This window comes from Alphaproteobacteria bacterium (assembly GCA_005883305.1).
In the GTDB taxonomy this organism is placed as follows: domain Bacteria; phylum Pseudomonadota; class Alphaproteobacteria; order Sphingomonadales; family Sphingomonadaceae; genus Allosphingosinicella.
On sequence record VBAC01000001.1, the window covers coordinates 2,317,966 to 2,341,124 of the forward strand.

At 68.2% G+C, this 23,159-nt stretch carries 18 protein-coding genes and 1 pseudogene; 11 read left to right on the forward strand and 8 right to left on the reverse strand.

Translation table 11 applies throughout. The annotated features are described in order from the left end of the window. Positions 1-138 precede the first annotated feature (138 nt). Positions 139-1,485 carry a glycosyl transferase family protein gene (locus E6G92_11555; GenBank protein ID TMJ20349.1) on the forward strand — a complete coding sequence of 449 codons (1,347 nt, stop codon included), beginning with the start codon at positions 139-141 and terminating at the stop codon, positions 1,483-1,485. Between the two features lie 660 nt (positions 1,486-2,145). Here the strand turns inward: E6G92_11555 and E6G92_11560 are convergent. Then, a pseudogene (locus E6G92_11560) lies at positions 2,146-2,328 on the reverse strand (hypothetical protein). Between the two features lie 221 nt (positions 2,329-2,549). On the opposite strand from E6G92_11560, the gene E6G92_11565 reads away from it, so the two are divergent. The 3 genes from E6G92_11565 (at position 2,550) to E6G92_11575 (ending at position 6,003) form a co-directional block, all read left to right on the forward strand. Next, on the forward strand, positions 2,550-3,467 hold the full coding sequence (locus tag E6G92_11565) for a sulfite exporter TauE/SafE family protein (protein TMJ20350.1): 918 nt from the start codon (positions 2,550-2,552) through the stop codon (positions 3,465-3,467). Continuing rightward, complete coding sequence (locus E6G92_11570; protein ID TMJ20351.1) at positions 3,464-4,231, forward strand: hypothetical protein; 768 nt, start codon at positions 3,464-3,466, stop codon at positions 4,229-4,231. The genes E6G92_11565 and E6G92_11570 overlap by 4 nt, the downstream gene beginning before the upstream one ends. A gap of 77 nt (positions 4,232-4,308) precedes the next feature. Continuing rightward, positions 4,309-6,003 (forward strand): DUF87 domain-containing protein, encoded by a 1,695-nt coding sequence (locus E6G92_11575; protein TMJ20352.1) that lies wholly within the window; start codon positions 4,309-4,311, stop codon positions 6,001-6,003. A 165-nt stretch (positions 6,004-6,168) separates the two neighbouring features. Here the strand turns inward: E6G92_11575 and E6G92_11580 are convergent, their stop codons facing one another. Beyond that, positions 6,169-7,701, reverse strand: a complete 1,533-nt coding sequence (locus E6G92_11580) for a M23 family peptidase (GenBank protein ID TMJ20353.1) — start codon at positions 7,699-7,701, stop codon at positions 6,169-6,171. A 176-nt stretch (positions 7,702-7,877) separates the two neighbouring features. Here E6G92_11580 and E6G92_11585 point away from each other — a divergent pair, with 176 nt between their 5' ends. After that, complete coding sequence (locus E6G92_11585; GenBank protein ID TMJ20354.1) at positions 7,878-10,409, forward strand: helicase; 2,532 nt, start codon at positions 7,878-7,880, stop codon at positions 10,407-10,409. A gap of 1 nt (position 10,410) precedes the next feature. Further along, entirely contained in the window at positions 10,411-10,812 is a 402-nt protein-coding gene (locus E6G92_11590; protein TMJ20355.1) for a TIGR01244 family phosphatase, read from the forward strand. A 197-nt stretch (positions 10,813-11,009) separates the two neighbouring features. On the opposite strand, the gene E6G92_11595 is transcribed toward E6G92_11590, so the two are convergent. The 4 genes from E6G92_11595 to E6G92_11610 are packed head-to-tail and all read right to left on the reverse strand — an operon-like array spanning position 11,010 to position 13,466. Further along, on the reverse strand, positions 11,010-11,210 hold the full coding sequence (locus tag E6G92_11595; protein TMJ20356.1) for a DUF2007 domain-containing protein: 201 nt from the start codon (positions 11,208-11,210) through the stop codon (positions 11,010-11,012). Continuing rightward, positions 11,210-11,749: a DUF924 domain-containing protein gene (locus tag E6G92_11600; GenBank protein ID TMJ20357.1), complete on the reverse strand. Its 540-nt coding sequence runs from the start codon at positions 11,747-11,749 to the stop codon at positions 11,210-11,212. Before E6G92_11600 ends, E6G92_11595 begins: the two co-directional genes overlap by 1 nt. Then, complete coding sequence (gene tldD, locus E6G92_11605) at positions 11,746-13,170, reverse strand: metalloprotease TldD (protein ID TMJ20358.1); 1,425 nt, start codon at positions 13,168-13,170, stop codon at positions 11,746-11,748. Before tldD ends, E6G92_11600 begins: the two co-directional genes overlap by 4 nt. Positions 13,171-13,202: 32 nt before the next feature. Then, on the reverse strand, positions 13,203-13,466 hold the full coding sequence (locus tag E6G92_11610) for a zinc-finger domain-containing protein (GenBank protein ID TMJ20359.1): 264 nt from the start codon (positions 13,464-13,466) through the stop codon (positions 13,203-13,205). Positions 13,467-13,531: 65 nt separating this feature from the next. On the opposite strand from E6G92_11610, the gene E6G92_11615 reads away from it, so the two are divergent. The 3 genes from E6G92_11615 to nadB are packed head-to-tail and all read left to right on the forward strand — an operon-like array spanning position 13,532 to position 16,304. Continuing rightward, on the forward strand, positions 13,532-14,455 hold the full coding sequence (locus E6G92_11615; protein ID TMJ20360.1) for an ABC transporter ATP-binding protein: 924 nt from the start codon (positions 13,532-13,534) through the stop codon (positions 14,453-14,455). Further along, positions 14,452-14,727: a hypothetical protein gene (locus tag E6G92_11620; protein ID TMJ20361.1), complete on the forward strand. Its 276-nt coding sequence runs from the start codon at positions 14,452-14,454 to the stop codon at positions 14,725-14,727. The genes E6G92_11615 and E6G92_11620 overlap by 4 nt, the downstream gene beginning before the upstream one ends. Next, positions 14,724-16,304, forward strand: coding sequence for an L-aspartate oxidase (gene nadB / locus E6G92_11625; GenBank protein TMJ20362.1), 1,581 nt, complete (start codon positions 14,724-14,726; stop codon positions 16,302-16,304). The genes E6G92_11620 and nadB overlap by 4 nt, the downstream gene beginning before the upstream one ends. Here nadB and E6G92_11630 read toward each other — a convergent pair. Continuing rightward, a complete protein-coding gene (locus E6G92_11630; GenBank protein ID TMJ20363.1) occupies positions 16,293-17,111 on the reverse strand; it encodes an alpha/beta hydrolase in 819 nt (272 codons plus the stop codon). The genes nadB and E6G92_11630 overlap by 12 nt on opposite strands. Positions 17,112-17,278: 167 nt before the next feature. Here E6G92_11630 and polA point away from each other — a divergent pair, with 167 nt between their 5' ends. Both polA and E6G92_11640 read left to right on the forward strand, forming a co-directional pair. After that, entirely contained in the window at positions 17,279-20,044 is a 2,766-nt protein-coding gene (gene polA, locus E6G92_11635) for a DNA polymerase I (GenBank protein TMJ20364.1), read from the forward strand. Beyond that, positions 20,041-21,561, forward strand: coding sequence for a lipopolysaccharide biosynthesis protein (locus E6G92_11640; protein TMJ20365.1), 1,521 nt, complete (start codon positions 20,041-20,043; stop codon positions 21,559-21,561). Before polA ends, E6G92_11640 begins: the two co-directional genes overlap by 4 nt. Here the strand turns inward: E6G92_11640 and purH are convergent. After that, positions 21,558-23,147 (reverse strand): bifunctional phosphoribosylaminoimidazolecarboxamide formyltransferase/IMP cyclohydrolase, encoded by a 1,590-nt coding sequence (gene purH / locus E6G92_11645; protein ID TMJ20366.1) that lies wholly within the window; start codon positions 23,145-23,147, stop codon positions 21,558-21,560. The two genes, E6G92_11640 and purH, sit on opposite strands and share 4 nt — an antisense overlap. Between the last annotated feature and the right edge of the window lie 12 nt (positions 23,148-23,159).

A 23,159-nucleotide genomic window follows, 5' to 3' on the forward strand; every position in this document is an offset into this window, starting at 1 on the left:
GAATATTGCGGCGACGGCGTCCCTATTCATGCGTCCCCTATTCTCCTCTTGCCAATCCGCCGGACGTTGGTCCATTTTGAACTCCGAATCGAGGGTGGGTTTCGGAACTTGCTTTTTACGCTGCTCGACGCCGGGGATATGATCCTTCGCGAACTGATCCTGTTCGCCGCCGTCGGCTTCCTTTTTCTCGGCGTTAGCGACCTCGGCGTCGATCTTCTCTATCTCGCCCTCCGGCTGAAGAGGTTCGTCCTGGGCGGCGGACCGCAATCCGCTGCCACGCCCCCGACCGCGATGCAACCGGGCCGAATCGCCGTGTTCATTCCGGCATGGGACGAATCGGAGGTGATCGCGCCCATGCTCGACCACGCGCAGCGGGCGTTCGGGGACTCGGACTATCGCCTCTACGTCGGCTGCTACCCGAACGATCCGGCGACGATCGCGGCGGTGCGTTCGGCGGCCGGGCCGAAGGTTCGGCTGGTCGTCACGCCGTCGCCGGGACCGACCACCAAGGCCGATTGCCTCAACGCCATGTGGTCGCGGATGCGCGCGGACGAGCGCGACGAGCGCGTGCGCTTCAAGGCGGTCGTGCTCCACGATGCCGAGGATGTGGTGCACGCCGACGAGCTTGGCCTGTTCGACGCGCTGATCGAGCAGTTCGACCTCGTCCAGCTTCCGGTGCTTCCGCTGGTCGACCAGAGGTCGCGCTGGATCGCCGGGCATTATATCGACGAGTTCGCCGAAGCGCATGGCAAGGAGATGGTCGTTCGCGAGGCGCTGGGGGCAAGCATCCCTGCGGCGGGCGTCGGCTGCGCCATTTCGCGCCGGGTGCTCGATGCGCTTTCGCGGCGCTACGGCCTTCCCTTCGACCCCGGCAGCCTGACCGAGGATTACGAGCTCGGCCTAAGGCTGCGGGCCGCCGGCTACCCGGCCGCGTTCGTCCGGTTGCCGGGTGGCACGGGCCGCGCGGTCGTCGCCACGCGCGAATATTTCCCAGGCACGATCCACGCCGCGGTGACGCAGAAGGCGCGATGGATGGCAGGGATCGCGCTGGCCGGCTGGGACCGGCTCGGCTGGGAGGGCGGACCGGCCGAATTCTGGATGCGGCTGCGCGACCGGCAGTCGGTGTTCGCCGCGCTGCTGCTCTTCACCGGCTATTTGGCTCTGATCCTGGGCCCGGCGCTGGCGTTGGCGGGGTGGAGCGTGGGCCGCCCGGCCGAGCCTTTTTCCCGGCCAATGCTGGTCCTGCTGGCCACGAACTCGGTTCTGCTGCTGTGGCGGCTGGCCATGCGCTTCGCCTTCGTCGCCGCGGCCTATGGCTGGCGCGAGGGCTTCCGCGCGCTGCCGCGGACCGTGACCGGAAACATCATCGCGATGATGGCGGCGAGACGAGCGGCCGGCAATTATCTGACGATGGTGCGGACCGGGCGGCCAACGGCGTGGGACAAGACGGCGCACGCTTTTCCGGGTCCGGGGCAGGGCGAATGAGGCGCGCCGCGCCGTTCCGCTTTCTTGGCATGCTGCTTGGCGGCTGGGTCGTTGTCCGCGCGGCCTTTCTTTCCCTTGCTCCCGGTTCCTCGCTGGCCTTCGGAGTGCCGGCGGCGGCGATGGCGCAGCGGCCGCCGCCCGATCGTGCGGTGACCGCCATCGCCCAGCGGGAATGGATTTCGCCGGGAATGGCGAGTCCAACCCCTTCCGCTCCGCCTGTCTCACGCGGGCCTGCCTCACCGATCGTCGCCATGGCCGGGGCGGGCGAGCCCGCTTTCGCCCCAATGCCCCTCGAACCCGTCGTCGCCACGGAGCCGCCGCGAGCGGCCGGGATCGGCCCGGCTGCCGCAATGGCCGCTCCGCCTCCCGCTCGCCCGAGCCGTTGGAGCGGATCGGCCTGGTTGCTGGCGCGCGGCGATATCGGGCAGCCTTCGCTCGCGCCCGGCGGAACGCTCGGCGGCAGCCAGGCGGGCGGGCGGCTGACATACGGTCTCGGCCGGCACTGGTCGCTGAGCGCGCGGGCCTATCTCCCGCTGCGCCGTCCGGAGGGAGCGGAGGCTGCCGCCGGTGTCGATTGGCGTCCTTTCGCCTCCATACCCGTGTCGTTGCTCGCCGAACGGAGACAGGCGATTGGAGACGAAGGGCAATCCGCTTTCTCGATCACCTTTTATGGCGGCTTCTCCCACGCCGTCGGCAAGCTCTTCCGCATCGATGGCTATGCGCAGGCCGGTATCGTCGGCCTGCGCTCGCGCGACGGGTTCGTCGATGGCTCGGCTCGCGCCGTCGCGACGCTCGGCCGGCTGGAGGCGGGCGGCGGCGCCTGGGGCGCGGCCCAGCCCGGCGCCGCTCGGCTCGATGTCGGCCCGAGCCTGTCCTACCGGCTCCCCGTTTCGAACAGCGCGATACGAATCGAGGCCGATTGGCGCTTTCGAATCGCCGGCGACGCGCGGCCCGCCTCCGGCCCGGCCTTGGTCATCGCCACCGATTTCTGAGCCGGGAAGCCGAACCTTTGTCGCCTTCCGCGCCTTCCGCGCGGGTGCATTCGCGGTTAGGGTCCGCCGGCAATGGACATTTACCTGCCGATCGCGGGCCTTTCGGTGAACGCGCTGGTCATCGTCGGCCTCGGCGGGCTGGTCGGCCTGCTGACCGGAATGGTCGGGGTCGGCGGCGGCTTTCTCACCACGCCGATCCTGATCTTCTACGGAATCCCGCCCGCGGTGGCCGTGGCCTCGGCGACGACTCAGATCACCGGCACCAGCATCTCAGGGGTGCTTGCCCACCGCCGGCGGCGCGGGGTCGACGTTCAGATGGGGGCTGTGATCATCGCCGGCGGCGTGCTGGGATCGATCCTCGGCGGCTTCATCTTCCGTCTGCTGCAAAATTCCGGCCAGATCGATACCGTCATCTCGGTCCTCTACGTCCTTCTGCTCAGCGCGGTCGGGCTGATGATGGCCAAGGAAGCCGCGACCGCGCTCGACATATTGAAGCCGTCGGCCCGCGCTCTGGCCCGCCCGGCGAAGCGCCACAATCCGATCATTGCCGCGCTTCCGATGCGCTGGCGCTTCTACCGCTCCGGCCTTTACATCTCGCCGCTCGCCCCGCTTGGGCTCGGCTTCATCTCCGGCCTGCTCACCGTCCTGCTCGGCATCGGCGGCGGCTTCATCATGGTCCCGGCGATGATCTATTTGCTCGGCATGTCGGCGCAGGTCGTGGTCGGCACCTCGCTGCTCCAGATCCTGTTCGTCACCGCGGTCACCACCCTGGTCCACGCCACCACCACCCGTTCGGTCGATATCGTGCTCGCCGGCCTGCTTCTGCTGGGATCGGTGATCGGCGCGCAATATGGCGCGCGCTTCGCCCAGAAGATGAAGCCGGAGCTTCTGCGCATGATCCTGGCGATCGTCGTTCTCGGAGTCGCGTTCCGAATGGCGCTCCAGCTCGGTTACCGCCCAGAGGAAATCTACACGGTCCAGATGCTGTGAGGCGCCCGAAGGTCCTGCTCCTCGCGTTGATCGCGCCGCTGGCGCTCGGCCAGGCGGAGCCGCGGCTCGTGCCCGACGTGTCGCAGCGCAACGTCGAGATCCGCTACAGCTTCTCGGGCGCGGAGCTGCTGCTGTTCGGCGCCATCCTCTATCCGGGCGGCCGCACGCCGCAGGCGACCCCCGACATCGCCGTGGTTCTGAAGGGGCCGCTGGAGCGGATCGTGCTGCGCGAGAAGCAGAAGGTCGCCGGCATCTGGATGAACGTGGAACGGGTGCGGTTCCGCTCGGCCCCCGCTTTCTACGCCGTGGCCTCCTCGCGCCCGCTGTCCCGGCTGGTCGACGAGAGGACCGCGGCGATCTACGAGCTCGGCCTCGACAACCTCCAGCTTTCGCCCGGCGGCGGCGCTTCCCCCGACACTCTGCGCCGCTTCGAGCAGGGCCTGATCGATCTCAGGCGGCGCAACCAGCTCTACGCCGAATATCCGCGTGGCGTGGAGATCAGCGAGGGCGTGCTCTACCGCGCCCGCATCGCCATTCCCGCCCGGGTTCCGGTGGGCACCTATTCCGCCGAGACCTTCCTGATCCGCGACGGAAGGGTGATCGCCGGCGCGGCGCGCGAGATCCGGATCGAGAAGCTGGGCTTCGAAGGCTTCATCGCCCAGGCCGCCGAGCGCTGGTCGCTGACCTACGGAATCGTCGCCGTGTCCCTCTCGCTGCTGCTGGGCTGGGCGGCCAGCGCGTTTTTCCAGCGCCGCTACGGATAAGCGCGTGTTCTCGTTGTCAAACTCTTGTTTACCCTATTCCATTAGGACGGGCGGCTGGACCAGCTGCAAGGCCCTTTATGACCGACGGAATCAACCTTCACAGCTTTCCCGCCAACGAGGGCGGCACCGGCAACATCCAGCCGGCCGCTCGTGGCAAAAGGCCGCTGGTCGCCAGTCATGAGGCGATCGGACAGGTCGTCGAGGTGGGCGGGAGCGGCGCTCAGGTCGAGATCATCGGACGCCGGCTCGTCGAGCTCGCCGACGATCCCGATCCGAGCATCGCCATGTCCGGCCAGGTCGGCAGCCAGATCAAGATCGCGTCGGGCCGCCGCTGGCTTCTCGCCAACGTTCGCCGGCTGCGGGTGATCGACGCCGAGGCCGGAAGGGTCAGCGCGGAGATCGACTTCCTCGGCGAGGGCGACGAAGATTCGGCGTCTGGCAAGCTCGCCAATTTCAAGCGCGGAATCACCTCCTATCCGATCCCCGGAAGCAAGGCCTATCCGGTCGCCGCCGAGGATCTGAAGCAGATGTTCGCCGCCGACGAGCGCGCGCATATCGAGATCGGCACCGTCTATCCGACCAAGGACGTTCGCGGCGCGCTCTATATCGACGCCCTGCTCGGCAAGCATTTCGCGCTCCTGGGATCGACCGGCACCGGCAAGTCGACCGCGGCCGCGCTCATCATGCACCGGATCTGCGATCAATCGCCCGAGGGCCATATCGTGATGATCGATCCGCACGGCGAATATTCGGCCGCGTTCAAGGGTCATGGCGAGCTGTTCAACGTCGACAATCTCGCAATGCCCTACTGGCTGATGAACTTCGAGGAGCATTGCGAGGTCTTCGTCACCTCGCAGGGCGCCGACCGCCAGCAGGACATGGACATCCTCGCCAAGTGCCTCCTCCAGGCGCGGGCCAAGAACCGGGCGGCCGAGGGGCTTTCCAAGCTCACCGTCGATTCGCCGATCCCTTACGCCTTGTCGGACCTGACGACGGCGATCACCCATGAAATGGGCCTGCTCAACAAGGCGACCGACACCGCGCCCTTCATGCGTCTCAGGGGCAAGATCGACGAGCTCAAGTCCGATCCGCGCTACCAGTTCATGTTCTCCGGAATGCTGGTGGCGGATTCGATGGGATCGTTCGTGTCCAAGATCTTCCGCCTGCCCGCCAAGGGCCGCCCGATCTCGATCATCGACGTCTCGGGCGTGCCATCCGACATCGTCTCCGTCGTCGTCGCGATAATCTCGCGCCTCGTCTTCGATTACGCGATCTGGTCGCGAAGCGAGGCGCAGCGGCCGGTCCTCCTCATCTGCGAGGAGGCGCACCGCTACATCCCGTCGGACAAGACCTCGACCGGCCAGGCGGTGCGCAAGATCCTCGAGCGGATCGCCAAGGAGGGCCGCAAATACGGCGTTTCGCTCGGTCTGATCACCCAGCGCCCGTCGGATCTGGCCGAGGGCGTGCTTTCGCAATGCGGCACGATCATCGCCATGCGCCTCAACAACGACCGCGACCAGGCGTTCGTGAAGTCGGCGATGCCGGAAGGCTCGCGCGGGTTCCTCGACGTCATCCCGGCGCTTCGCAACCGCGAGTGCATCGTGTGCGGCGAGGGCGTCTCGATCCCGATCCGGGTCGCGTTCGACGATCTCGAGCGCGACCGCTGCCCGGCCTCGTCCGATCCGATGTTCTCGCATCTGTGGAAACAGACCGGCGAGGAAGAGGCGATGGTCTCCCGAGTCGTCAAGCGCTGGCGCGCCCAGGGGCGCTAGAGTCGGATTCGCTTGCTCTGAATCTCTTCGCCCGTTCGGGCTGAGCCTGTCGAAGCCCTCTTCTTCTCTGCTCCAAAAGAAGGAAAGCCCTTCGACAGGCTCAGGGCGAACGGAGTGGGTTTTCATCCTGCCGGATCAGACCCTACGCTCCCTTATTTTCGAAACTCAGCGGGCGGCGCGGCTCGCACCGGCGCCGCCGCTCGCCTGTTGCGCACCGCCGAGCGGCGTTCCGAGCAGGCTGCGCAGGCGGCTGCGGAAGCTGGCGAGCGCGGTGCCGCTCAGCTGGGCGCGTCCGACGAAGCGGACCGAGCGCGGATTGACCGTCGCTCCATTGCGATAGGTCTCGAAATGGAGGTGCGGGCCGGTCGATAGCCCGCTCGTTCCGATATAGCCGATCACCTGGCCCTGGCGGACGTGCGCGCCGGGCTGCACAGCGATTCGGCTCATGTGGGAATAAGAGGTGGAAAGGCCGCTCGCGTGGTTGAGCCGGACCTGCCGGCCGTAGCCGCCCGCCCAGCCTGCCCGAGCGACGCTGCCGTCGGCCACCGCCAGGATCGGCGTGCCATAGCTCGCCCGCATGTCGATTCCGCGGTGCATCCGCGCATAGCCGAGGATGGGGTGCATCCGAAGGCCGTAGTTGGACGTGATCGGGCCAGGCACCGGCTGGGTCATGCCGCCGCTCTGGCGGCCGACGCCGGAGGCTTCGAACCACTGGCTTCGGCCGTCGCTTTCCCATTGCATCAATTGCAGGTCGCGCCCGCTGGCCCGCTTGAGGCCGGCATAAAGGAGCGGCCCGGTCTCGACCTCGCCCGTCGCCGCCCGGCGATGCTCGATGATGATGTCGAACTTGTCGCCGGAGCCGATCCCGCCGGGCACGCTGAGCTGGGTGCTGAGCGCGCGAATATAGGCTTCGACCGCTCGGGCGGGGACGCCGGCCGCGCGCGCCGAGCGATAGAGGCTCGGTCCGACCAGCCCCTGGATGCGCAGCGGCGTATCGTCGACCGCGATCGGGATCCGGGTGAGCTTGAGCGCGCCGTCGGCGCGGGCCAGCTCGACGCGCATATCGAAGCGGGCGCGGAAGGTGAGCTTTTCGAGCGGGCGCGCAACGCTGCGGTTCGGCCGGCGGCCAAGCGTCAGGTCCATCGTCGTGCCGGCGCGGATGTCGGAGAGCGGGACGACGCCGCCGATCAGCGAAGCCACCTGTGCCGCCTCCGCGGAGCCGATCCCGGCGCGCTCGAGCACGCTGGCGAAGCCGTCGCCGCGGCCCAAGGTGGCGCGAAGGTCGACGATCGGCCGTTCCGGGCTCTCGGCAAGCGTCTCCACGGCATCGGTCGGAGCCATTCGGCGGCCGGTGTCGGCTCCGTAGGCGAGCGGAGCGATGGCGATCGCCCGCGACTCCTCGAACTGCAGGTCGGCGAGCGGCGGCGGCGAGCGGCCCCACAGCGGCTGCACACCGGCGCCGAGCGACCAGGCGCCGTAGCAGAGCGCGAAGCAGGTGGCGAAGCCGCGCAGCCAGGTGCGCGAGCCGATCCGCTGGCCGAGATCGACGACGAGATCGAACCGGCCCGTGCGCGTTCGGATATCGTCGAGCCTTTGGCCGAAAGGCTGGCGCGGCGCCGGGCGGCCGAAGGGGCCGTCCAGGGCTAGCGCGGCCGTGCCGCTGCCCGATCCCGCGCCGATATCGCCGATCTGATACAAGGCGTTCGCCCCTCGCGCGCCGCTGATGTTCCCCCCGCCGCGCGTTCGCCCGGCAGGTGGCGAGGGTTGTGAAGAAAACAGGTTAAAGTCAAATTACGGATTCGGGTGCGACACGCTTCCTGCGGCGAAGCGACGAAGCCGCCGGATGAGCCGAGCCGGCGCCACAACACGCGGAAATGCTTGTGCTTTGCCTTCGGGCTAACGATCTTGCGCGCATGAACGCCGAGCTCAAGGCCGTCCTCGGCCCCACCAATACCGGCAAGACCCACCTCGCGGTCGAGCGGATGTGCGGCCATTCCTCCGGAATGATCGGCTTTCCGCTGCGCCTGCTCGCGCGCGAGGTCTACGACCGCGTGGTCAAGCTAAAGGGCGCGAACCAGGTCGCCCTGATCACCGGCGAGGAGAAGATCCTGCCGAAGGACGCGCGCTGGCTGCTCTGCACCGCCGAGAGCATGCCCGCGGATCGCGACGTCGCGTTCGTCGCGATCGACGAGGCCCAGCTCGGCGCCGACCCGGAGCGCGGCCATGTCTTCACCGACCGCATGCTCCATGCGCGCGGGCGCGAGGAAACCATGATTCTCGGCTCGGAAAGCCTGAAGCCGATGGTTCGCGCCTTGCTGCCCAAGGCCGAGATCACCACGCGGCCGCGTTTCTCCACCTTGTCCTATGTAGGCCCGGCCAAGCTCTCGCGGCTGCCGCCGCGCTCGGCGATCGTCGCCTTCTCGGCCGAGCAGGTCTACGCGGTCGCCGAGATGCTTCGGCGGATGCGCGGCGGCGCCGCGGTGGTCATGGGCGCGCTCTCTCCCCGCACCCGCAACGCCCAGGTGGCGATGTATCAGGCGGGCGAGGTCGATTATCTCGTCGCCACCGACGCGATCGGCATGGGCCTCAACATGGACGTCGACCATGTCGCCTTCGCCGGACTCTCCAAGTTCGACGGCAACCGGCGCCGGCGGCTGACCCCGGCGGAGATGGCGCAGATCGCCGGGCGCGCCGGCCGCCACCAGCGCGACGGCACGTTCGGCTCCCTGACGCTGGAGGGCGATGCCCTAGCCGAATTCCGCCCGGAAGAAATCGAGCGGATCGAGGAGCATCGTTTCGAGCCGCTCGAATTCCTCTACTGGCGCGAGAGCAAGCTGGATTTCGCCAGCGTCGGGGCATTGATCAAATCGCTCGAGCGGAGGCCGGTGCGGCGCGAGGTGCGCGCGGCTCCTGAGGCGATCGACCTCGCCGTGCTGAAGGTGCTTGCCGGCGACAGTGACGTCATGACGCTCGCCACGACGCCTCACCTCGTCGAACGGCTCTGGGCGGTGTGCGGCCTGCCCGATTTCCGCAAGACCGGCCCGGAGCATCACGCGAGGCTGGTCGGTCGGCTCTTCGCCTATCTCGCCGAGGGCCACGTCCCCCAGGCCTGGTATGCCGAGCAGGTCGCGCGGCTCGACAACGTCCAGGGCGACATCGACACGCTCGCGGACCGAATCGCCGGGATCAGGACCTGGGCCTATATCGCCCACCGCCGGGATTGGCTGGCCGACCCGGAGGGGATGGCGGCGCGGACGATGGCGGTCGAGGAAAAACTGTCCGACGCGCTGCACGAGCGGCTGACCCAGCGCTTCGTCGACCGGCGCACCGCGGTGCTGATGCGCGACGTCGGGCGCAAGGGGGCGGGGGAGTTCCCGGTGGCCATCGATCCCGAAGGCGAGGTGAGTGTCGGCACCTATGCGATCGGGCGGCTCCAGGGCTTCGCCTTCGAGGTGGATCCGGCAGCGCGCCACGCCGACCGCAAGATGCTGCTGGCGACGGCGGAGCGGCGGCTTGGCCACGAATATGAGCGCCGCGCGGGCGCGCTCGTCGCCGACACGGACGAGCATTTCACGCTGCGCACCGACGCCGGCCAGCCGATCGCCATCCTGTGGCGCGGGCACGAGGTGGCGCGGCTCGGCCCCGGCAAGAATCTGCTCTCCCCGCGAGTCCTGCTCGACCGGCGGATCGACCGGGTGTCGGACAAAGGGCGCGAGGCGGTCATCGAGCGGCTCAAGAGCTGGGTGCGCGCCGGCGCGGAGAAGGTGCTCGGGCCGCTCCGCGCCGCCGGCCACGCCGCGCAGGATCCGGCGGCCGCGCCTGCTGTCCGCGCCTTGCTGGCGATGCTGGTTGACGAGGGCGGAATCATCCCGCGCGAGGCCGTCGCCGCGCCGCTCGGAGCGCTCGACCGCGAACAAAGGCGTGCGGTGACCCGGCTCGGCATCCGAATCGGCGCGCTCGACCTGTTCATGCCCGCGGTCCTGAAGCCCGAGGCGCGCCGCTGGCGGGCCGCCTTGCGCGCCGCCGCGGCGGACTCCGCGATGCCGGACATGCCGCCCCATTCGAGCGTCGTCCTGCCGACGCCGGAGGACCGCGCGCTGCTGACTCGGCTCGGCTTCCGAGCGGCGGGGCCGCAGATGATCCGGGTCGACATGGCGGAGCGGATTGCCGCCAAGGCGCACGAGGCGCGGGCAGGCGGGCAAGGCGAGGCGGTCGATCCAGACCTGGTCACCTCGCTCGGCCTTCAACCGGCGGCGGTGGCCAGGCTGATGCGCGACATTGGCTTCCAGCCGACCGAAGAGGCGGCCGGCTGGATCTGGCGCGGCCGGGAGCGTCGCAAGCCGCCTCGCGGCGGGCCGGACAAAGCCTCTCACGCCTTCGCCGCGCTCGCCGCGCTGAAGCGCTGAGATGTTCAGGCGGCTCTCCGATCAGGTGCTCGTCGCGGGCCAGATCGGGCCGGAGGATGTCGCCGAAGCGGCCGCCTGGGGAATCACCGTGATCGTCAACAACCGCCCGGACCGCGAGGAGCCGGGCCAGCCGCTCGATTCCGAGATCGAGGCGGCGGCGCGCGCGGCGGGCCTCGCTTACCACCACATTCCCATCGCCGGCGGAATCGAGTCCGAGGCGGTCGAGCGGATGGCCGGTGTGCTGGACGAGGAGGACACGGTACTCGCCTTCTGCCGCTCCGGCACGCGATCGACCTGGCTTTGGGCCATGGCGGAAGCCAGCCGCGGGGCGAGCGGAGCGGCGTTGATCGCCCAGGCAGCCGCCGCCGGATACGATCTGGAGCCGTTGAGGCCCTATCTTTAGGCGCCCGGACAACTCTGCCCGCTCGTCCTGAGGAGGGACTGAGCTTGGTGAAGGCCCGTCTCGAAGGGTGCATCAGGTCGGATCGTCCCCCGGACGATCCTGAAACATGCCGGGGGCATGTTTCACCTGATCACTCCTTCGAGACGCCGTTTCGACAAGCTCAACGGCTCCTCAGGATGAGCGGGACGGGACTTCAATTATTTGTCGAGTACCCGCCGAGCCCGCGCCAGATCGCCCTCGTCGACCATCAGCCGCACCGGAACGACGCCGAGATCGACTCCGCCCCAATTCATCTCCGCGTCGAACAGGATCGCCGGAATCTCCTCGGCATCGAGGGCGCCTTTGGCGACGTGCGCCTCGAACGAGGTGTAGAAGCGCGCGGCCTCGACCAAAGCCATTACCAGGGCACCACGTCGCCGGCGGCCTGCTCCATCGCCGTCGGCTTGCGCCCCAGCATCGCGTTGCGGTGCGGGAAGCGGCCGAAGCGCTGGACCATGTCGTGATGGAGCCGCGCATATTGCAGCTGCTCGGCATTGCCGAGTGCGGTGAACAGCAGCAGCGAGCGGACCTGGTCGCGCAGATCCTCGCTGTGCTGGAACGGCATGTAGAGGAAGCCGCGGCGATCTGACGTCATGCCGTCGTCATAGTCCCGCTCCACCGCCCCTTTGGCCACTGCGAGCGCGAGCGGATCGGTCGAGAATTGATCGGCGTGGCCGCGAAACATGTTGCGCGGGAATTGATCGAACAGCAGCACCGCCGCCAGCGCCTCGTCGGCCGAGCCGAGGAAATGCTCCGGCACGTTCTCGCGTTGCTGTTCCCGAAGCGCCTCGAAGCGCTTGCGGATATCGGCGTCGAGCTCCGGGCCGCCTTTCCACCAATCGTCCCAGCCGAGCGCGAACCAGAAATCGAGGATCGCGCGGACCTGCGCCTGGTTCACGCCGCGGTTCCGCCCACCGTTATCCCATCGATCAGCAAGGTCGGCTGGCCGACTCCGGCAGGCACCGACTGGCCGCCCTTGCCGCAAACCCCTACGCCCTCATCGAGCGCCATGTCGTTCCCGATCGCCTTGACCCGGGTCAGCACGCTGGGCCCGTCGCCGATCAGGGTCGCGCCCTTGATCGGCGCCCCAAGCCGGCCGTTCTCGATCCGGTAGGCCTCGGTGCACGAGAAGACGAACTTGCCCGAGGTGATGTCGACCTGCCCGCCGCCGAAGCTTTTGGCGTAGATGCCGTTCTTCGCGCGGGAGAGGATCTCGGCGGGATCGTCCGCGCCGCCGAGCATGAAGGTGTTGGTCATCCGCGGCATCGGCGCGTGGGAGAAATTCTCGCGGCGGCCGTTGCCGGTCGGCGCCACGCCCATCAGCCGGGCGTTGAGCCGGTCCTGGATATAGCCTTTGAGGATTCCGTCCTCGATCAGCACGTTGCGCTGGGTCGGCGTGCCCTCGTCGTCGATCGTGAGCGAGCCACGGCGGTCTCCGATCGAGCCGTCGTCGATTACGGTGACGCCTGGCGCGGCGACGCGCTCGCCGATCCGGCCGGAGAAAGCCGACGTGCCCTTGCGGTTGAAATCGCCCTCGAGACCGTGGCCGACCGCCTCGTGCAGCAGAACACCGGGCCAGCCTGGGCCGAGCACGACCGTCATCTCACCCGCCGGTGCGGCGACCGATTCCAGGTTCACCAGGGCCTGGGCGAGCGCCATGTCGATCGCCCGGTTCCAGGCCGCTTCCTCGAACAAAGCATCGTAGAGGTAGCGGCCGCCGAGGCCGTGGGAACCGGTTTCGCGGCGCCCGTTCGCTTCCGCGACGATCTGGACGTTGAGCCGAACCAGCGGACGCACGTCATGCGCGACGAAGCCGTCCGGCCTCACGATGTCGATCACGCTCCACGATCCGGCGAGCGATACCGTCACCTGCGACACGCGCGGGTCGCGCGCCCGCGCCGCGGCGTCGATCTGCTGGCAGAGCGCGACCTTGCGCGCGAACGGGATCAGGCTGAGCGGGTCGGAATCGGTGTAGAGGCTGGCGTTGGTCCGCCGCGGCGGGGCCGGGCGCGCGCCCTTTGCCGGATCGAGCACCGCCATCGTCTCGGCGGCACGGCGGATCGCGGCCTCGCTGAGCTCGTTGGCCTGGGCGAAGGCTGTGGTCTCGCCCGAGACGCCGCGCAGGCCGAAGCCGGCCTGGGTGTTGAAATCGGCGGTCTTCAGCCGCCCGTCGTCGAAGCCGAAGCTCTCCGAGGCGATATATTGCAGGTAGAGCTCGCCGTCGTCGCATCCTTTCAGCGCGTCGGCGGTGAGGCGGAGAGCGGCGTCGGGATCGAGGCCGTCGGGGCGGTAGAGAAAGCGGCGGGGATCGGAGGTCATGCCTGCCATATAGGAAGGCGGAGGACGGAAGTCTAAGCGCCGGGCTCGCTCGGCAGGCTGCCGGCGCTATTCTCTCCGGCGCCGGGGTCGATCCGCTCGTCCGGCGCGCTGTCCGCTACCCCACCCCTCAGGATGAATCTCTTGTCGCAATAGCCGCAGTCGACGAAGCCCTCGGCACCAATCTGAAGCCAGACGCGCGGATGGCCGAGCGCCGGCGAGATTTCGGTGGCGCCATCGCAGGCGATGCGGGTCTTGTCGGTGTAGGCGATTTCAGGCGTGAAGGGATCGGTGGCCATGAAGCCGCCTTAGCGAAGGACAATCTGCTTCGCTAGGCGCGAAAGTGCCGCTATTCCCGCGAGCCATGACCGAAGCCGCGATCGAAATCCGCGATTTGCAGAAGACCTATGCCGGCGGCAAGCGCGCGCTCGACGGCATCATGATCGACGTGCCGCGCGGCGGCATATTCGGCCTGCTGGGCCCGAACGGGGCCGGCAAATCGACCCTGATCAACATCCTCGCCGGGCTGGTCACCAAATCCGGCGGCAGCGCCTCGATCTGGGGCTTCGACATCGACGAGCATCCGCGCAACGCCAAGCGCTCGATCGGCGTCGTGCCGCAGGAGATATTGTTCGATCCCTTCTTCACGCCGAAGGAGGCGCTGGAAATCCAGGCCGGACTCTACGGCATTCCGAAGGCCGACCGGCGGACGATGGAGCTTCTGCGGGCGGTGCGGCTGGAGGACAAGCAGGACGCCTATGCGCGCACGCTCTCCGGCGGCATGAAGCGCCGCCTGCTGGTCGCGAAGGCGATGGTCCACTCGCCGCCGATCCTGGTGCTCGACGAGCCGACCGCCGGGGTCGACGTCGAGCTTCGCCAGCAGCTGTGGGATTATGTCCGCTCGCTCCACGCGCAGGGCGTGACCATCGTCCTCACCACCCATTATCTCGAGGAGGCGGAGCAGCTCTGCGACCGGATCGCGATCATCAATCACGGCAAGCTGATCGCCAACGAGACCACGCGGACGCTGGTCGGGATGGCCCAGGAGAAGGTGGTCGAGGTCGTGGTCGACCGGGATCTCACCGCGGCGCCCGACGCAATCTGTTTCGACAAGGTCGAGTTCAATGGAGAGCGCACGCTGACCATCACCTACCGCAAGGACCGGGTCAACGCCGGCGAGGTGCTCGCCGCGCTGCAGCGGGAAGGACTCGGCATCGTCGATGTATCCACCCGCGAGGCTGACCTCGAGGACGTGTTCCTCAATCTTACCCGGACGGAGGCGGCTTGAGCGACCAGAGCTGCCCGTTATGCGGCGCGGGCGCGGCGAAGAGCAAAGGCCAGCCGCCTGCGCTTTGCAGCGATTGCGTTGGCCGCGCCCTCGCATTGAACGGCCGACCCATCTATTTCCGGAGTCCCTGGGAGGCCGACGGATATGAGGCGGTTTATGCCGACACTGGCGAGCCCTATTTCGACCATGCCTGTATCGTTCGAGGGGTGCTTTGCCGGGCGGAGGCGCGTCTCGGCCGCATTGTGATCCGTCCGACTGGAAATGGCCTGTGAGTGCGCGCGATTACGACGTCCTCATCGTCGGCGCCGGCGCGGCCGGGCTGACGGCGGCGCTGAACCTCGCCCAGCGATTCAGGGTCGCGGTCCTCCTCAAGGGCGAGGGCGCAACCGGCTGGGCGCAGGGCGGGATCGCGGCGGTTCTGGAGCCCGGCGACACGTTCGAGGCGCATGTCGAGGACACGATGATCGCCGGCGCGGGCCTCAACAACCGCGACACGGTCGAGTTCGTCGTCGGGAATGCGCCGGCGGCGATCGCCCGGCTCGCGGAGCTGGGCGTGCCCTTCACCGGCGACAGCGACGGCGAGGGCTGGCACCTGACGCGCGAAGGCGGCCACAGCCACCGCCGGATCGTCCATGTCGACGACGCGACCGGCTGGGCGGTCCAGCAAGCGCTGGAGAAGGCCGCTGCGGCCAATCCGAACATCACGATCGTCCCCGAAATGGTCGCGATCGACCTCGTCACCAGCCGCAACGGCCAGCGTTACTCGGGCGACGGCCACGTCTGGGGCGCCTATGCGCTCAACAAGGCGACCGGCAAGGTCGAGACCTTCACCGCGCGGGCGACGATCCTCGCCACGGGGGGCGCCGGCCGGGTCTACCTGTTCTCGACCGCCCCGCGCGGGGCGACGGGGGACGGCATCGCCATGGCCTGGCGGGCGGGCGCCAGAGTTTCCAACATGGAATTCATGCAATTCCACCCCACCTGCCTCTACAATCTGGAGGTCAAGAACTTCCTGATCACCGAGGCGGTGCGCGGCGAGGGCGGGCAGCTCAAGATTCCCGCAACCGGCCATCGTTTCATGCCCGATTTCGACGAGCGCGCCGAGCTCGCTCCGCGCGACGTCGTCGCCCGGGCGATCGACCATGAGATCAAGCGGCTCGGCCTCGACTACGTCCATCTCGACATCAGCCACCGCGACCCGGACTTCGTGAAGGGCCACTTCCCGAACATCCACGAGAAATTGCTCGGCCTCGGCATCGACATGACCAGGGAGCCGATCCCCGTCGTCCCGGCGCAGCACTACACCTGCGGCGGCGTGGTCATCGACCTCGACGGGCGGACGGACCTTCCCGGCCTCTACGCGGTCGGCGAGGTCAGCCAGTCCGGCCTTCACGGCGCCAACCGGCTCGCTTCCAACTCGCTGCTCGAATGCTTCGTCTTCGGCGACGCGGCCGCTACGCACATCACCACCAATTGGGACGACCTGCTTCCGCCGCCGCCGATCCGCGCCTGGGATGAGAGCCGCGTCACCCATTCCGACGAGGAGGTGGTGATCAAGCAGAACTGGACCGAGATCCGCCGCTTCATGTGGAATTACGTCGGCATCGTTCGCACCACCAAGCGTCTGGAGCGCGCCAGGCGCCGGATCGCGCTGCTGACCGAGGAAATCGAGGATTATTACGGCCATTTCCGGGTCACCCCGGACCTGATCGAGCTTCGCAACCTCCTTCAAAGCGCCGAGCTGATCGTCCGCTCCGCCCTCCACCGCAAGGAGAGCCGGGGGCTTCATTACACGCTGGATTATCCGAAGACGCTGGCCAGGGCGGTGGACACGATTCTAGCGCCCTAGAAAGTCCGCGAGCGCCGCGCGAAACCGCGCCGGCTGATCGAGCATCACCATATGGCCGCTGCCGTCGATCCGGACGAGCCGCGCGTTGCGGGCGCTGGAATAGGCGCGGGCGAACTGGCGGTCGATGGCGGCGCGGGACCGCGCGTCGGGCGAGGCGTAGGCAACCGTCAGCGGGATACGGATTCTCGCCAGCTCCGCGGTGAGATCGGTGACCGCCAGCTCCTGCGCCGCCCGGCCGACCACTTCAGTGTCGCTTCGTCCGACCGTGCCCGGCGGGCTGAACGCACCCATCAGATTGGCGAAAAGCCGGCGGCCGCCTTGCGAGTCCAGCATCTGGGCGAGCGGGCCGAAGTCGCTCGCGGTGCCGCCGAGCAGGCCCGCGGGCTGCGGCAACATGTCGACCACCATCACCTTGCCGGCCAGCGCCGGATTGCGCGCGGCGATCATCAGCGCCAGCGTGCCGCCCATCGAATGGCCGACGATCGCTGGGCGCGCGAGGTGCCGATCGGCGATGTAGCGGGCGATCTCTTCCGCGAGCGGAGCGACGATCGCGCCCGTGCGGTTGCCGCGCGCCGGCTCCCCGGCGAAGCCGGCCACCTGGATCAGGTGATAGCGATAGCCGGGCATGGCGGCGACCGTGCCGCGCCACACCTCGCGCCCCGAGGTAAGGCCCGGGATCAGGATCACGTCCGGCCCGCGGCCGACGACTTCGACCGAGAAGCGGGTCGGCTGGAAGCGTTGCGCGTCGGCGGGCGCCCCAAGGAGCGTGAAGGCTAGCGCGGCGAGAATGAAGCTTCGGCGTTTCATCCCCCGCCTCCTATTGCCATATGTTTGAACGCCACCTTTCCAAATACCCTCTCCCATGGGGAGAGGGCAGGGTGAGGGGTTCGGACCTTCGAGATTATTCACTGCCGCCAATCCCCTCACCCCAACCCTCTCCCCATGGGAGAGGGAGTAGGTTAGAGATCGCCCCTATGCCTTCCCCGCATCTCTACCTCGTCGACGGATCGAGCTATATTTTCCGCGCCTTCCACGTCCTGCCCGGGCTCACCAACAAGTTCGGGCTCAACGTCGGAGCGGTCTACGGCTACACGACGATGCTGTGGAAGCTCGCCGGCGACCTCGAGAAGGAGGACGGGCCGACTCATCTCGCCGTCATCCTCGACGCCTCCGAGAGCACGTTCCGCAACAAGATGTACGACCAGTACAAGGCGAACCGGCCGCCGCCGCCGCCGGAGCTGGTGCCTCAATTTCCCTTGATCCGCGACGCCACTCGCGCCTTCTCCATTCCGTGCATCGAGGAGGAGGGGCTGGAGGCCGACGACATCATCGCCTGCTACGTGAAGGCGGCCCGCGAGCGGGGATGGGACGTGACGATCGTCTCCTCCGACAAGGACCTGATGCAGCTGATCGAGCCCGGCGTCGACATGCTGGACACCATGCGGGACCGGCGTATCGGCACCGATCAGGTGGTCGAGAAGTTCGACGTTCCGCCAGCCAAATTGGGCGACGTCCTCGCCCTCATGGGCGACAGCGTCGACAATATTCCGGGCGTGCCCGGAATCGGGCCGAAGACGGCATCGAAGCTGATCAACGAGTTTGGCGACCTCGATGCCGTGCTCGCCGCCGCGCCGTCTATGAAACCTTCGAAGATGCGGGACAATCTGATCGAGCATGAGGACAAGGCACGGTTGTCGCGCGAGCTGGTCAGGCTGATCTGCGACTCGCCGCTGCCCGAGCCGCTCGACGAGCTTGCGCTGAAGGGGATTCCCGAGGAGCCGCTGCGCGAGTTTCTCGAGCATCACGGCTTCCGCACCCTGCTCACCCGGCTCGGCGCGCAGGGCCAGGCGGCAAGCGCCCCGGTCGCCGACGAGACGACCACCCAGCGCGAGGTGAGGCCGGAGCCCAGGATCGACCGCTCGCTCTATGAAACGGTGACGACCGAGGGGGCGCTGGACGATTGGATCGCCGCGGCGCGCGAAAGGGGCTTGGTCGCGTTCGACACAGAGACCGACGGGCGCGACTGCGTCTCCGCCAAGCTGGTCGGAATCAGCCTCGCCACGGATTGCAACAAGGCCTGCTACATTCCTCTCGAGCATGGCGGCGACGATATGTTCGCCGAGCGGCCGGACCAATTGCCGTCGGAGCTGGTGCTCGCCAAGCTGAAGCCGCTGCTCGAGGACCCGGCGGTGCTCAAGATCGGGCACAATTTGAAGTTCGACTGGGTCGTGCTGAACAGGCGCGGCATTTCGGTCGCGCCCTATGACGATACGTTGGTGATGAGCTTCAACCTCGACGCGGGCGGGCTCAACTCCCATTCGCTCGACGATCTCGCGAAGAAGCATCTCGACCACGTCTGCATCGCCTTCAAGGAGCTGTGCGGGACGGGGCAGAAGCAGATCACCTTCAACCGAGTCCAGCTCGACCGGGCGACCGAATATGCGGCCGAGGATGCCGACGTCGCGCTTCGCCTGTGGCTGCGCTTCAAGGCGCGGATGCCGTTCGAGCGGGTGACCCGGGTCTACGAGCTGGTCGACCGGCCGATGGTGGCGGTCGTCGGCGCGATGGAGCGGGACGGGGTCAAGGTCGACCGCGAGGTGCTGAAGAGCCTCTCGGCCGAGTTCAACGTCCAGATCGCCGCTCTGGAGGAGCGGATCTGCGGCGAGGCCGGCTGCAAGTTCACCATCGGCTCGCCCCAGCAGCTCGGCGACATCTTGTTCAACCAGATGGGGCTCTCCGGCGGCCGCAAGGGCAAGTCGGGAGTCTATTCGACCGACCAGAACGAGCTCGAGCGGCTGGAGCGCGAGGGCGTGCCGATCGCCCGGCTCGTGCTCGAATGGCGCCAGCTGACCAAGCTCAAATCCACCTACACCGACGCGCTGCAGGAGCAGATCAACCGCGACACTGGACGGGTCCACACCAGCTACAGCCTGTCGGGCGCGCAGACCGGGCGGCTGGCCTCGACCGACCCGAACTTGATGAATATCCCCATACGCACGGAGATCGGCCGGCGCATCCGCGACGCCTTCATCGCCGAGCCCGGCCACGTCATGCTCTCCGCCGACTACAGCCAGATCGAGCTTCGCCTCGCCGCCCATATCTGCGACGTTCCGGCGCTGAGGGCGGCGTTCGAGGCGGGCGAGGACATCCACAACCGCACCGCTCAGGAATTGTTCGGCACCGTCGACCGCGACACGCGCGCGCGCGCGAAGACCATCAACTTCGCTATACTTTACGGCATCTCCCGCTGGGGCCTCGCCCAGCGGCTCGAGCTGACGCCGGACGAGGCGCAAGCGATGATCGATCGCTATTTCGAGCGCTTCCCCGGCATCCGCGCCTATATCGGCGACACGCTGACCCACGCCCGCGAAACCGGCTTCACCACCACCCTGTTCGGCCGCAAGACGCACTTCCCGCGGCTCAAGTCGAACGTCCAGCACGAGCGCCAGGGCGCGGAGCGGGCGGCGATCAACGCCCCGATCCAGGGTACCGCGGCCGACATCATCAAGCGGGCGATGGCGCGGATGGGGCCGGCCCTCGCCGCCGAGGGCCTCGGCGGCACGCGCATGCTGATGCAGGTCCATGACGAATTGGTGTTCGAAGTGCCCGAAGCCGAGGTGGAGAGCGCCACGACCGTGATCCGGCGGGTCATGGAGAGCGCGGCGGAGCCTGCGGTTCGGCTCAACGTCCCGCTCGGCGTCGAGATCGGCACCGGCGCGAACTGGGGCGCCGCGCATTGAGCGAAGCGACTGCCCGCCCAGACGACGATATCGCAGCGCTCGCCAAGGGGGGGCGGACCAACTTTTTCGGCTTCCTTCTGCGGCTCGCGGCGCGCATCCCGTTCCTGTTCATCGCCGGGCGCCTCTACGGGCCTGAGCTGCTCGGGCGCTTCGCTTATGCGGTGATCGTCGCCGAGCTTGCGGCGCAGCTCGCCACGCTCGGGCTGAAGCGCGGCCTCGCCCAGCAGCTGTCGACCACCGACCAGCCCCATGCCTGCGTCGTCGCCGACGGGCTGCTCGCCGCCTTCATCGCCTCGGCCATCGCCAGCGTGATCCTGATGCTCTTTCCCCAGGCGATGTTCCCCGCCGGCGACATCAGGGGCGCGGAGTGGCTGCTGCCCCTGGTCATCTTCGGCATCGCCGGCGCCGACGTGGCGCTCGCCGCATTGGCCTACCGCCATGACGTCGCCTCGACCGTCCACGTCCGCGCCCTCGTCGAGCCCTGGGTGATCAGCATCGCCGCCGGCGTGCTTCACTACACCCTCTTCTGGCGCGACGGCCTGATCCTCTCCTACGCAGTCTCGGTCGTCGCCGGGCTCGGCGCCGCCTTGTGGCGGCTGTTCCGAAGCTACGGGGTCGCTTACGGCTGGAAGCCGAACCCCGCGGCGGTCAACGCGGTCGCCCGGCGCAACATCCCGCTCGCCGCTGCGGACGCGATCGAATGGGGCTCGCGCCGGCTCGACATCGCCATCCTCGGCCTGTTCGTCGCCCCTTATTATGTCGGCCTCTATTATGTGGCGCAGCAGGTCGCCTCGATGCCGCAAAAGCTGAAGACCAGCTTCGATCCCATCCTAGCGCCGGTCATCACCCAGAAGCTGGCCGAGGGGGACAAGCCGGCGGTGGCCCGCCAGGTGCGCCAGGTGGGCTTCTGGATCATCGCCGCGCAGGCGGCGATCGCGCTCGCGCTCGGAATACCGGGCGAGGCGGTGATGGGCCTGGTCGGCCCGCAATTCGTCGGCGGTACGGCCGCGCTCGGCTTCCTGCTCGCCGCCGAGGTCATCGCCGCGACCGCCGCCGTATCGGAGGCCGCGCTCGTCTACGTCGCCCGGCACCGCAATTTGATGATCTCGGCGCTGATGATCGGCGCCCAGGCCGTGCTGACGGTGTCGATCATCCTTGCCATGCGCGCGCTCCACTGGTCCGAGGCCTATCAGACGGCCGGGGCCGCGCTCGCTCTGGCGCTTGCGCTCGGCTTGGCCTCGGTCCTCAAGGCACGGCTGCTCTGCCGGCTGCTCGGCGCGCCGGTCCAGGGCTGGCGCTGGTCGCTGATCTGGGCTGCGGCGGCGGCGACCGTGGTCGGCTTCGTCGCCATCCAGCTGCCGGAATGGATGGAGCTCGGCCTCGGCGCTCCGGCGATCCTCTTCGCCTTCGGGCTGGTCGTCTGGTACCGCGGCTTCACCCAGGAGGACCGCGCCCTGTTCCGCAAGCAGGGGCCGGAGGAGCCCAGCCTGCCGACGAGGGACCTGCCGACGCCCTAGTGGCGGAAGTGCCGCATTCCCGTGAAAACCATCGCCAATCCCGCTTCGTCGGCGGCGGCGATCACCTCCTCGTCCCTGATCGAGCCCCCGGGCTGGATCACCGCCGTCGCCCCCGCCTCGACCGCCGCGAGCAGACCGTCGGCGAAAGGGAAGAAGGCGTCCGAGGCCACCGCCGAGCCGATCGTGCGAGGCTCGCCCCAGCCGGCCTTCTCGGCGGCGTCTTTCGCCTTCCACGCGGCGATTCGCGCGGATTCGAGGCGGTTCATCTGCCCCGCGCCGATCCCCGCCGTCGCCCCGTCCTTGGCGTAGACGATCGCGTTCGACTTGACGTGCTTCGCGACGGTCCAGGCGAACAGGCAGTCGGCCAGCTCGCGCTCGGTCGGCGCGCGTCTGGTCACCACCTTGAGGTCCGAGGCCTGGACGCGGCTATTGTCGCGCGACTGGACCAGCCAGCCGCCGGTGATCGAGCGCACCGCAAGCCCGCCGCGCGCCGGATCCGGCAGCGCGCCGGTCAGCAGCAGACGGAGATTCTTCTTCGCCGCGAATACCGCTCTCGCCGCTTCGTCCGCATCAGGGGCGACGACGACCTCGGTGAAGATCGCCGCGATCGCTTCGGCCGTCTGACCGTCGAGCGGGCGGTTGACCGCGATGATCCCGCCAAAGGCCGAGACCGTGTCGCAGGCGAAGGCGGCGGCATAGGCCTCGGCGAGCGTGCCCGCGGTCGCCACGCCGCAGGGATTGGCGTGCTTGACGATGACGCAGGTCGGATCGGCGTCGCGAAATTCGGAGACCAGCTCGAGCGCCGCGTCCGCGTCGGCCAGATTGTTGAAGCTGAGCGCCTTGCCCTGGACCTGCTCGGCCTGCCCGATGCCCTGGCTGTGCGGCCCGGCAGGCGCGTAAAAGGCGGCTTTCTGGTGCGGGTTCTCGCCGTAGCGTAGTTCATCGCCGCGCTCGAGGATCAGCGGCAGGGTCTCGGGGAAGAGCTGCCCCTGGTCGGCGAAGCCGAACCAGCTGGCGATCATCGAATCATACGTGGCAGTGGCGGAAAAAGCCTTTGCGGCTAGGCGCTTGCGAAGTTCGAGCGACGTCTTGCCGCCGTTCTGGTCGAGCGCGGCGATCAGCGCGCCATAATCGGCGGGATCGGTGACGATCGCCACATATTCATGATTCTTCGCCGCCGAGCGGACCATCGAGGGGCCGCCAATATCGATATTCTCGATGATCTCGGCCCGCTCCGCGCCCCTCATCACCGTCTGAAGGAACGGGTAGAGATTGACCACGACGAGATCGATCGCGCCGATGCCGTGCGCGGCCATCGCCGCTGCATGCTCGGGATCGTCGCGGACGGCGAGCAGGCCGCCATGGACCATCGGGTGGAGCGTCTTGACCCGTCCGTCCATCATCTCTGGAAAGCCGGTGAGATCGGAAACGTCGCGAACCACCAGCCCGGCGTCGCGGAGCGCCTTCGCCGTCCCGCCGGTGGAGATCAGCTCGACGCCGTGGCGCGCCAGCGCCTGGCCCAACTCCCCGAGCCCCGCTTTGTCCGACACGGACAGCAAGGCGCGCGCGATCTTCACGTCCGACATCTCGATCCTTCA

What these genes read in the sequence shown, in the direction of transcription:
- E6G92_11555 (TMJ20349.1), top strand. Translation starts at nt 139, where the DNA reads ATGATCCTTCGCGAACTGATCCTGTTCGCCGCCGTCGGCTTCCTTTTT.
- E6G92_11565 (TMJ20350.1), top strand. Translation starts at nt 2,550, where the DNA reads ATGGACATTTACCTGCCGATCGCGGGCCTTTCGGTGAACGCGCTGGTC.
- E6G92_11575 (TMJ20352.1), top strand. Translation starts at nt 4,309, where the DNA reads ATGACCGACGGAATCAACCTTCACAGCTTTCCCGCCAACGAGGGCGGC.
- E6G92_11585 (TMJ20354.1), top strand. Translation starts at nt 7,878, where the DNA reads ATGCTTGTGCTTTGCCTTCGGGCTAACGATCTTGCGCGCATGAACGCC.
- E6G92_11590 (TMJ20355.1), top strand. Translation starts at nt 10,411, where the DNA reads ATGTTCAGGCGGCTCTCCGATCAGGTGCTCGTCGCGGGCCAGATCGGG.
- E6G92_11595 (TMJ20356.1), bottom strand. Translation starts at nt 11,210, where the DNA reads ATGGCTTTGGTCGAGGCCGCGCGCTTCTACACCTCGTTCGAGGCGCAC.
- tldD (TMJ20358.1), bottom strand. Translation starts at nt 13,170, where the DNA reads ATGACCTCCGATCCCCGCCGCTTTCTCTACCGCCCCGACGGCCTCGAT.
- E6G92_11610 (TMJ20359.1), bottom strand. Translation starts at nt 13,466, where the DNA reads ATGGCCACCGATCCCTTCACGCCTGAAATCGCCTACACCGACAAGACC.
- E6G92_11615 (TMJ20360.1), top strand. Translation starts at nt 13,532, where the DNA reads ATGACCGAAGCCGCGATCGAAATCCGCGATTTGCAGAAGACCTATGCC.
- E6G92_11630 (TMJ20363.1), bottom strand. Translation starts at nt 17,111, where the DNA reads ATGAAACGCCGAAGCTTCATTCTCGCCGCGCTAGCCTTCACGCTCCTT.
- polA (TMJ20364.1), top strand. Translation starts at nt 17,279, where the DNA reads ATGCCTTCCCCGCATCTCTACCTCGTCGACGGATCGAGCTATATTTTC.
- purH (TMJ20366.1), bottom strand. Translation starts at nt 23,147, where the DNA reads ATGTCGGACGTGAAGATCGCGCGCGCCTTGCTGTCCGTGTCGGACAAA.